The organism is Streptococcus suis YS56, assembly GCF_000440115.1.
Lineage (GTDB): Bacteria > Bacillota > Bacilli > Lactobacillales > Streptococcaceae > Streptococcus > Streptococcus suis_L.
In genome coordinates this window covers 37,606-47,139 of the sequence record NZ_ALMY01000087.1, presented here as the reverse complement: position 1 = coordinate 47,139, position 9,534 = coordinate 37,606, and the positions used below count along the sequence as shown (strand labels likewise).

Genomic DNA, 9,534 nt, shown 5'->3' with positions numbered 1-9,534 from the left:
TGTACTACTTTGATTGATGTTTGGTTATGATTTTCGTTTTCTGAAAACGAATTTTTCTTCATGCGTTTGGCGTGCTAGGATACACAGTATTCTTAGATAAAAACACAATAAAACAAACAAATCTGGAAAAATTTCTACACGAGGCTGGGCAAAAAGCCCAGCTCCACTAGTCAGAGTTCGTGTCAACATCTCAGCGCAGTGGTTGATTGGCTTTAACAGTCTGGGAGACTGTTAAAGGTGGGAGATAGGATTTGCTTTGCAAATCTCAGCACTTCGTGTTTTACACTCCAAATCTAACCATTACGACTGTTGCGAACAAAGTTCGCTTTATCTCCAACCTCAAACTGTCTCCCAGGCAGTTTGAGCTGTGCGGGGGTGGAAGTAAAATAGTCCAGTGGACTATTTTAGCCCAAACCTAAATGTTTGGAAGTGAGGGGAACTCTTCTATGAATGGCTGAGGTCTTTCCCACTCCCAAAAAGAACATGATTAAGACACCAATTACTAAAATAAATTCCAGGATACCAGCCTCTATCTCTAGTAAAAATATACCATTTAAAATTTTTAAAAAATATGCACTATTGCCCCAAAAATGTGAACGATTTGGCATTTTTTTCTTCTTACAAGTAGTATAATCTGATTGTACAAGTAAATATGTAAAAAGGAGAGGAAAATGTATACCAAGAAAATCGCTCTTAAACAACTAGCCATATCTAGTACTACAGTAGCCATAGTGAGTAGCCTATGGGGAAGCCAGCCTCCTATAGTTTACGCAAATGATGCATCGACGGTATCTGTTCAATATCACTATATTGCACAAGATGAACTAACAAGTTCAGAGAAGGATTCTGTCTTATCTAAGCTGAAAACTGTCTCACCTTCCAAAGAAACAGCTACGGAGAATCAAACAATCTATCTCATCTACAAGACCGAACCTAAAAAAATATTTGGGATTCTTCCAGCTACAGGGGAGACTGGGATCAATCTATTAACGATTGGAGGGGGACTTCTTCTAGTTCTAGGAATAAGTTTGGCCGGAAAAGGCAAAAAGAAAAGGATTATTTCATCCATCCTTCTTCTGACCGCCACTGGTTCTATTCTACCTATCCAGAGCATCCAGGCTCTAGAAGGCAATTTACTTGCAGGCTACAATCAGGTTCATCAGCTCAAAGTCGGAGACCAACTCCCTGATCCAAGTAACATAAAGCTGTATCAGTATGTAGGCTATGTCACTGACAAAGATATAGGTCCACAATCTACCGAGAATAAAGAGAGCTCTTCCACAACTGCATCATCTCAGCAACAAGATAGTACCGATAGCGCTATAGATAATGAAACCTTGCTCTTCAATCTAAAAAAATTAGATCCAACAAGCGACAACCAGCAACTAAGAAAGGCTGCCAACAATATTGGTGCAGACCACAAATTGGCTAGTAGTAAAATGATCAGCCTTGTCCCCATGGCCGACAAAACCATTATTTCTGATATACAGGGAAGAGAGGAAAACATCAATACACTCCTAGCTCACTTTGAAGATGGCAGCACCTTATTTTTCCCACTCCAATATACAGAAAACAAAGATAAACGTGCTTACTACCAAGTAGCGGATTGGGGAGTTACTTATTCACCTCTCCAAACATTACAAGACTACTCTGACATTCTAGACAAGGTAGTTCCAAGCCTACAAGCGGTTGAATTTCGTTCTGAAAATATGTATACCGCTCTCTCCATTACAGAAAATCAAGAGCAGCAAATGGACCGTCTCTATCTAGAAGAACCATTTAACAAAGTTAAGACAAATATTCGTGACTATCTAAAAAAAGCGTTAATAAATGATGAGTCTGTTAAACTAGATGATCCAGAATCAGTCACACAAACCATTCGTACCATCGAAGAGAATAAAGAAATTATCTTACTCAGTTTAGCCTACCTCGATAGATGGTACGATATTGATTACGGAGAAATTAATAGCAAGGAATTAACAATGTTCCATACGGATTTCTTCGGAGGAGAAGCGGATTCACTAGATGCTCTCATAACTTTTGGACAAAATGACTACCAGAGTTACAGTCCGCAAAAAAGTTATTTTTCCTATGCAGAGAACTTTGCATCTGTCACAGACAAGGCATCCCTGACTGATTTCCTTGAAGCCTATCGAGAAATCTTTTTACCTGAAATGTCTGATAACGATTGGTTCAAACAAACGACAGATGCCTTTATCGTAGAGACTAAATCTACCGTTCTTAGCGATGAAGACAACAGCAGACTAAATGTCTATGAGCGATTAAAAGATCCTCAAATCCCTGAAGAAGTAATTACGCCTCGTATCCGCGATACCTATCCAAATATGTTACTCCCGCTATTAACAACGAGCGAGGACAATGTTTACATCATTTCAAACCTATCAAATCTCATCTTTAGTTCCTACGATCGTTACATTGATCAATCTCTAAAACTAAGCAATCCCGAAGCCTATCAGGCCGAACTCTCCAAAATAAAAGATCAAATCCTGGCAGATGCCGAGTTGTATCGTGCTCATTACGACATGTGGTACCGTATCCTGCCTGATTATCATAAGCATACCTTACTCTACTTCCAGCCAGTATGGGGAGGACACGGCAATTACGCCTACGACGCCTCTTCTTACGCTTGGAAAGGTGTTTGGTATTCCGATACAGGCAAGCTCACTCCTGAATTTGTTGATAAAATGCAAAATGACGCTACCGCTGAGACGACAGCTGTCATTCAAGAAGTTTTCGGTCCTTCTGGAACCTACTTCCTTCCTGAACTCACTTGGGCCGGTGCTTATGCTTGGAGACAGGAAGTCAACTTTGTCATCACCCCATTACTCGGAACAGATGGCGCCGTAACACTCACGCACGAGATGGTTCACGCATTTGATTATGATAAATTCTTACTCGGTCATAACCGAAGAGCTGGTATGCAACTTGAAGCATTTCCTGAAGGAATGTTACAAGCACCAGACCGCGTCGACTATCCAATCATCGGCTTTAATTCTCTATCTGATTATTCAGGTTATACTGGCACTCGCTACCACAATGTTAGTCCTGAACGCTTCCAAAATTCAACAGATTTACAACAATATATGCAGGGCTTATTCGATCTCATCTACACATTAGAATACGCCGAAGGTACAGCTATTTTAAAACAGGATAAAGACACTCAACGCCAATGGTTTCACAAATTAGAAACGAAAGAAAAAATCATCCCAGGTGCGGAAGAGTATGGACCTTACGGAGTAAACCTTAAACGTGATTTCACAGATGAAGAATGGAATAGCATCGAGCTAAAAACTGTTGATGACCTTGTTGATAATGATGTGACCGTCCGTCGTGAATCTGCAAATCGCATTGAGCGAGACCCTGATAATCCTGAAGAGGTGATGAACAACGGCTATCACAAACTAAGTCTCTTTGCTCCTATCTGGGCTACCGCAACAACCGAGCGTGTTCCTGGTGATCTTTCTTTTCGACGTACAGCATTTGAACTTCTAGCTGAAAAAGGATATGAAAATGGCATGGTACCTTACATGTCTAACCAATACAAACAAGCAGATAGCGATGTCGTTCCTGATTCACTCATCTTTACCAATATTCTCCCTGAATACAATGGCGATTATAAGACTTTCAAGAAAGCGATGTACCAAGAACGCGTCCAAAAACTTGCTTTCCTAAAACCTGTTACCATCAACTATGATGGGCAGGAGCTCACGGTAGCCAACTATGAGCAATTGCAAGAATTGATGGATCAAGCTGTCCTAGCCGATATTGCTGCAGGTAATTTTACAACAGAAAATACGAAAGTTTCTGAATTAAAAGGATTGTTACACGATGCCTATCTAAAACTTACAGATGATTATAGAACTAGTATTTTTACAGAATAAGAAAAAAGTTAGGGATTATTTCTAGTCCCTAACTTTTTATATTACTTTTCTGATACCTGTTTTGCCAAAGCAAAGTTTCCAAGAGTTGCAGAACCATTTTCAGCAACAGCTGGCGTCACGATATATTCTTTGACATCTGGTGTTGGGAGATAATCGTTCATCAAACCGACAAACTTCTCACGTACACGATTAAGCATGTGCTCTTGAGCCATAACTCCTCCACCAAATACAATTACTTGCGGACGATAAAGTAAGGTTGCCTGTACGGCTGCTTGAGCAATGTAGTAAGCCTGCACATCCCAAACGTCTGAATTTAACTCGATCAATTCACCACGAATACCTGTACGGCCTTCAAGAGAAGGACCTGCAGCTAAGCCTTCCAAACACCCATTGTGGAATGGACACATCCCTTTAAATTCATGTTTTACATCGTAAGGGTGTAGGGCAACGTAAGTATGACCCGCTTCGGTATGACCCAAGCCACCGATAAACTCACCATTTTGAATAGCACCTGCACCAATACCTGTACCAATTGTATAGTAAACTAAGCTCTTTACCCCTTTACGAACCAATGTTTCACCAAAAGCTGATGAATTCACATCTGTCGTGAAGTAGAATGGAATGTTAAATTCCTTAGCAATCAGACCAAGTAAATCAATATTTGACCAGTGTGGTTTTGGTGTCGAAGTGATATAACCATAAGTCTGTGAGTTTTGATCAACATCAATTGGACCGAAAGAACCAATCGCAATACCTGCCAAACGATCTTCATAGCGCTTGAAGAATTCAACCGTTCTCTCAATCGTTTCATAAGGAGTCGTCGTTAGAAATTGCGTTTTTTCAATTACTTGGAAATTCTCATCACCAACAGCACAAACAAATTTTGTACCACCAGCTTCCAAGCTTCCGTAAAGTTTTGTCATGTGAATATCTCCCATTTTTTATCTGTTCTATTATACCATAGATAATAACAGAAGAAAAAGGCTTACCGCCTTTTTCTAAATATTTTTACTTCTAGGCTCTCATCTTACTTTCAGTACTAGGCAACGAGCTGAAGGCTGTACTGAAGTACGCCAAAGCGAGTTAACGAAGTAATGAAAGCAAAGAGGGGGGCTAGAATTATTTAGCAACTTTCAAGAAGTCCGCACCGTGAGCGATTGTTCCCTCTGCAAGTGGAGTTACTTCTGTAAAGTCTGCAGTGTTTGTCACGATAATCATGGTTGTATCATCAAGACCAGCTTCAGCAATCTTAGCTGCATCGAATTTTGCAATTGCATCGCCAGCTTTAACCTTGTCGCCAGCTGCAACCAATTTCTCAAAACCGTTACCGTTCATTGATACTGTATCAATACCGATATGGATCAAGATTTCAGCACCTGAAGCTGTTTTCAAGCCATAAGCGTGACCTGTTTCAAAAGCAATTGTTACTTCTGCATCTGCTGGAGCGTAAACAACACCCTCAGACGGTTTAACAGCCAAACCTTTACCCATAGCTCCTGATGAGAAGACCGGGTCATTTACATTTTCAAGAGCAACAACATCACCTGAAAGTGGAGATACAAGAGTTTCTTCAGCTACAAGTCCTGTTTCTGCTTCTTCAAGCGTTTCAGCTGTTTCTTGTGCAGAAGCACTAGACTTTTTTACGTCTTTCTCCTCATCTTCATAACCGAAGAGGTAAGTCAAAGCGAAACCAAGAGCAAATGATACAGCAACCATAAGGATGTATGGAAGAATTTGACCATTACCTGCGTAAAGTGTCAAACCTGGGATGATAGTAACACCCATACCTGTACCGGCAAGACCAAGAAGAGATGCTACAGCACCACCGATGGCACCAGCAACCAATGAAAGAAGGAATGGTTTGCGGAAACGCAAGTTAACACCGAAGATAGCTGGCTCAGTAATACCGAGGAAGGCAGAAAGAGCTGCTGGGAAAGCAAGAGCTTTCAATTTAGGATTTTTAGTTTTCACACCAACCGCTACTGTAGCAGCACCTTGTGCTGTCATAGCTGCAGTGATGATAGCGTTGAATGGGTTAGCACCAGTGTTTGCTACCAATTGAGCTTCCAAGAAGTTGAAGATATGGTGAACACCTGATACAACGATGACTTGGTGAACACCACCGATAAGGAGACCACCAAGACCCATTGGCAAGTTCAAGATAGCTTGTGTACCAGCCAAGATGTAGTTTTCAACCACGTGGAAGACTGGACCAATGACAAACAAGCCAAGAATAGACATTACAAACAAGGTCACGAATGGCGTTACCAAGAGGTCAAGAACTTCTGGAACAACCTTGCGGACAGCTTTTTCAAATTTAGCACCAATCAAACCGATGATGAAGGCTGGCAATACTGAACCTTGCAAACCAACAACTGGGATGAAACCGAAGAAGATAGTTGGTTTCACATCGCCACCTGATGCTACAACCCAAGCGTTTGGCAATTGACCAGCAATGAGCATCATACCAAGAACGATACCAATTGTTTGGTTACCACCGAATACACGGAAGGTTGACCATACTACCAAGGCTGGCAATACGATGAATGCTGTATCTGTCAAGATTTGTGAGTAAACGTTCAAATCTTCTGGAAGAGTATAACCAAGAGCTCCAAGAAGACCACGAAGACCCATGAAAAGACCAGTTGCTACGATAGCAGGAATGATTGGAACGAATACGTCACCGAAAGTACGGATAGCACGTTGGAAAGCATTGCCTTGTTTAGCAGCTTCAGCTTTTTGCTCACCAGTAGTCGCTGTTGGCAAACCAAGGGCAACCACTTCATCGTAGATTTTGTTTACTGTACCAGTACCAAAGATGATTTGGTATTGACCAGAGTTGAAGAAAGCACCTTGTACTTTTTCGATGTCTTCGACTGTATCCTTGTCGATTTTTCCTTCATCAACAACCATGACACGAAGGCGAGTCGCACAGTGGGCAACACTGCGTACGTTCTCACGTCCACCAAGGGCGTCAATGACTTTTTTTGCAATTTCTGTATTATTCATCTTGCAAAAATCTCCTTATTAAATATTTTTTTATTTTTTTGAAAGTGTTTTCAAACTTTCGATGGTTTTATTATATCACTTTTATAAAATATGTCAAACGTTTATCACATTTTTTTTTGAATTTCTTAAAAACATTGTTAAAACTTGATTTTTTACAAGAAAACGTTTACTATATTAATGAAAAACTAGAAAATTTGGAGAAAATTATGGCATTTACAACAGAGGAGCGTTACAGGGCTTATGCTGACTGGACACCCGAATATATTGAAAAAATAAAGAAGAATACAGAGAGTTCACCTTGGAGGACCAACTTCCATATTGAAACACCACATGGACTGTTGAATGATCCAAATGGATTTTCTTATTTTAATGGAAAGTGGACGCTTTTTTACCAATACTTCCCATTCGGTGCTGCGCACGGATTAAAATCTTGGGTCCATACAGAGTCAACGGATCTGGTCCATTTTGAAGAAACTGGTACGGTTATGTACCCAGATACACCACTTGATAGCCACGGTGCCTACTCTGGCTCTGCCATGGAATTTGGCGACAAGCTCTTCCTCTTCTATACTGGAAATGTCCGCGATGAAAATTGGGTTCGCCATCCATACCAAATCGGTGCCTTGATGGATAAAGATGGTAAGATTGAAAAGATTGATAAAGTCTTGATTGAGCAACCAGAAGATACCACCGACCATTTCCGTGATCCACAAATTTTCGACTATAAAGGGCAATATTACGCTATCGTCGGTGGACAAAATCTGGAGAAAAAGGGAATTGTCAAACTTTATAAAGCTGAAAATAACGACTACCTCAACTGGACCTTGGTCGGTGACTTGGATTTTGCCAATGATATGACAGCCTACATGATGGAATGTCCAAATATTGCTTTTGTCGGTGAGCAACCAATCCTTCTCTACTGCCCACAAGGTTTGGACAAAGAAGTCTTGGACTATGGCAATATCTATCCCAACATGTATAAAATTGGACAGAGTTTTGACCCTGAAACAGCAACTATTGTTGAACCGAGTGAATTGATCAATCTGGACTATGGTTTTGAGTGCTATGCAACCCAGGCCTTTAATGCACCAGACGGTCGAACTCTATCTGTTAGCTGGCTGGCTCTTCCAGATGTGGAATACCCAACCGATGCTTATGACTACCAAGGCTGTCTGTCATTGGTTAAAGAATTATCTATCAAGGACGGTAAACTTTATCAGTACCCTGTGAAAGCCATTACCAGCCTTCGCCAAGAAGCTCAGCCATTTTCAGCCAAAAAAGAAACCAATAATGTTTACGAATTGGAACTTGATTTTTCAGCAGATACTAAGTATGAAATAGTACTTTTCGCAAATGAAGACAAGCAGGGTCTTGTCTTGACTGTCGATACAGAGAAGGGACAGATCACAGTGGACCGTGAACATTGTGGCCAGCCATTTGCTTTAGATTTCGGTACAAGTCGCTCATGTGCTATTGAGGCAGGTCCATTAACTGCCAATATATTCATTGACAAATCAGTCTTTGAAATTTTCATCAATAAAGGAGAGAAAGTATTTTCTGGTCGTGTCTTCCCTAATGCGGATCAGTCTGGTATCGTCATTACGACTGGTAATCCGACCGGAACCTACTACCATTTAGATTATGGTCGCAAAACTAACTGATGTCGCACAGTTAGCTGGGGTCAGCCCAACAACTGTCTCGCGCGTTATCAATAAAAAAGGATACCTATCTGAAAAAACCATTCGCAATGTCGAAGAGGCTATGCGTGAACTAGGCTACAAACCTAATAATGTAGCTCGTAGTTTACAAGGTAAATCTGCAAAATTAGTTGGTCTCATCTTCCCAACAATAAACAATATTTTTTATTCTGAATTGATTAGCCATTTAGAAAAAGAGCTTTTTGATCGAGGCTATAAAACCATTATTTGCAATAGCCAGCACGAGTCCGATAAGGAACGTGAGTATCTGGAAATGTTAGCAGCTAACCAAGTAGATGGGATTATCTCGGGCAGTCACAATCTCGGTATCCAAGACTACGACCGTGTCGTAGCTCCAATTATCGCTTTTGACCGCAACCTCTCTCCTTCCATTCCCATTGTCTCTTCAGATAATTTTGCTGGTGGGGTATTAGCTGCCCAAACCTTACAAAAAGCGGGATGTCACAATCCATTAATGATTACTGGAAACGATGATTCCAATTCACCTACCGGCCTTCGCCAAGTAGGTTTCACATCTATTTTGAACAAAGCCGAAGTTTTTCATATCTCCAGTGATTTCTCACCTGTGCGCAAGGAGATGGAAATCCGAGCCATTCTTGAAAAACAAAAACCAGATGGTATCTTTGTATCTGGCGATGCAACGGCTATGCTGGTATGGAACGTCATTCGTTCATTGAATCTGTCTATTCCAGAAGATATTAAATTGATTGGTTATGATGGAACAAGTTTCATCGAAAACTACTATCCTCAACTGACAACCATCAAGCAACCATTAACCGAAATAGCTCGCCTGCTGGTTGAACTATTAGTTGATAAAATCGAAGGAAAAAAACTGACAAAAACAGACTATATCCTACCGATTAGCCTACTAGCAGGAGCTAGTATATAAAAAAAAGCTGTGCCTA

The 9,534-nt window shown here is 40.8% G+C and carries 6 protein-coding genes; 3 read left to right on the top strand and 3 right to left on the bottom strand.

Going from position 1 to position 9,534, the window contains the following annotated elements; genetic code table 11:
- Positions 1–404: 404 nt before the first annotated feature.
- Positions 405–608, bottom strand: coding sequence for a hypothetical protein (locus SST62_RS0111305; RefSeq protein WP_029187417.1), 204 nt, complete (start codon positions 606–608; stop codon positions 405–407).
- Between the two features lie 63 nt (positions 609–671).
- Here SST62_RS0111305 and SST62_RS0111300 point away from each other — a divergent pair, with 63 nt between their 5' ends.
- A complete protein-coding gene (locus SST62_RS0111300) occupies positions 672–3,902 on the top strand; it encodes a ZmpA/ZmpB/ZmpC family metallo-endopeptidase (protein ID WP_029187416.1) in 3,231 nt (1,076 codons plus the stop codon).
- A 41-nt stretch (positions 3,903–3,943) separates the two neighbouring features.
- On the opposite strand, the gene scrK is transcribed toward SST62_RS0111300, so the two are convergent.
- Positions 3,944–4,825 carry a fructokinase ScrK gene (gene scrK / locus SST62_RS0111295; protein WP_029187415.1) on the bottom strand — a complete coding sequence of 294 codons (882 nt, stop codon included), beginning with the start codon at positions 4,823–4,825 and terminating at the stop codon, positions 3,944–3,946.
- A 196-nt stretch (positions 4,826–5,021) separates the two neighbouring features.
- Positions 5,022–6,911, bottom strand: coding sequence for a sucrose-specific PTS transporter subunit IIBC (locus tag SST62_RS0111290; RefSeq protein WP_029187414.1), 1,890 nt, complete (start codon positions 6,909–6,911; stop codon positions 5,022–5,024).
- Positions 6,912–7,117: 206 nt separating this feature from the next.
- On the opposite strand from SST62_RS0111290, the gene SST62_RS0111285 reads away from it, so the two are divergent.
- A complete protein-coding gene (locus SST62_RS0111285; protein WP_029187413.1) occupies positions 7,118–8,572 on the top strand; it encodes a sucrose-6-phosphate hydrolase in 1,455 nt (484 codons plus the stop codon).
- Positions 8,553–9,518: a LacI family DNA-binding transcriptional regulator gene (locus SST62_RS0111280; RefSeq protein WP_029187412.1), complete on the top strand. Its 966-nt coding sequence runs from the start codon at positions 8,553–8,555 to the stop codon at positions 9,516–9,518. Before SST62_RS0111285 ends, SST62_RS0111280 begins: the two co-directional genes overlap by 20 nt.
- The last annotated feature ends 16 nt before the right edge of the window (positions 9,519–9,534 follow it).

What these genes read in the sequence shown, in the direction of transcription:
- SST62_RS0111305 (WP_029187417.1), bottom strand. Translation starts at nt 608, where the DNA reads ATGCCAAATCGTTCACATTTTTGGGGCAATAGTGCATATTTTTTAAAA.
- SST62_RS0111300 (WP_029187416.1), top strand. Translation starts at nt 672, where the DNA reads ATGTATACCAAGAAAATCGCTCTTAAACAACTAGCCATATCTAGTACT.
- scrK (WP_029187415.1), bottom strand. Translation starts at nt 4,825, where the DNA reads ATGACAAAACTTTACGGAAGCTTGGAAGCTGGTGGTACAAAATTTGTT.
- SST62_RS0111290 (WP_029187414.1), bottom strand. Translation starts at nt 6,911, where the DNA reads ATGAATAATACAGAAATTGCAAAAAAAGTCATTGACGCCCTTGGTGGA.
- SST62_RS0111285 (WP_029187413.1), top strand. Translation starts at nt 7,118, where the DNA reads ATGGCATTTACAACAGAGGAGCGTTACAGGGCTTATGCTGACTGGACA.
- SST62_RS0111280 (WP_029187412.1), top strand. Translation starts at nt 8,553, where the DNA reads ATGGTCGCAAAACTAACTGATGTCGCACAGTTAGCTGGGGTCAGCCCA.